Origin of the sequence: Psychrobacter sp. TB20-MNA-CIBAN-0197 (genome assembly GCF_040309765.1) — a bacterium.
GTDB lineage: Bacteria > Pseudomonadota > Gammaproteobacteria > Pseudomonadales > Moraxellaceae > Psychrobacter > Psychrobacter submarinus.
On sequence record NZ_JBEOPC010000113.1, the window covers coordinates 1 to 439 of the forward strand.

The 439-nt window shown below is 55.4% G+C and carries 1 pseudogene; it reads left to right on the forward strand.

The annotated features are described in order from the left end of the window. Window positions 1-286: pseudogene (locus tag AAEY83_RS12895) on the forward strand (hypothetical protein); the annotation flags it as partial. Between the last annotated feature and the right edge of the window lie 153 nt (window positions 287-439).

Here is a 439-nt window from a genome sequence, read left to right on the forward strand (position 1 = left end):
GGGCATGGCGGTGCCGGCGACTCGTTACAGTGGCAGCCCACGGGAATATCAGGAGCAACCGGCGGAGCCGGAGTACAACGACGCAGATGTGGTCAGGAAGGTACAGATGGGAGGCGAAATCTTCTGGAGGAATCGGGAATACAAGATCGGAAAGGCTTTTTATGGCAGGTGCATAGCGATCAGGGAGACGACGGAGGACGGTATCCACGATGTCTACTGGAGTAGACATCGTGTCGCTCGAATCGACTTGAACTTGCAGATCGTGACGGCAGGTAAGAAGATCTAAAACCGTCCACCATGTCTCCGAACATGTGGCCACCATGTCCCCGGTACATACACTCCCAGAGGGAGAGGGAACTGACCGAGGTGCTTGGTGCAGATACGCCGACCTGGGAAACCGAGTCGAACACAAATTCTGAAAAAACCCTCACCCTAGCCC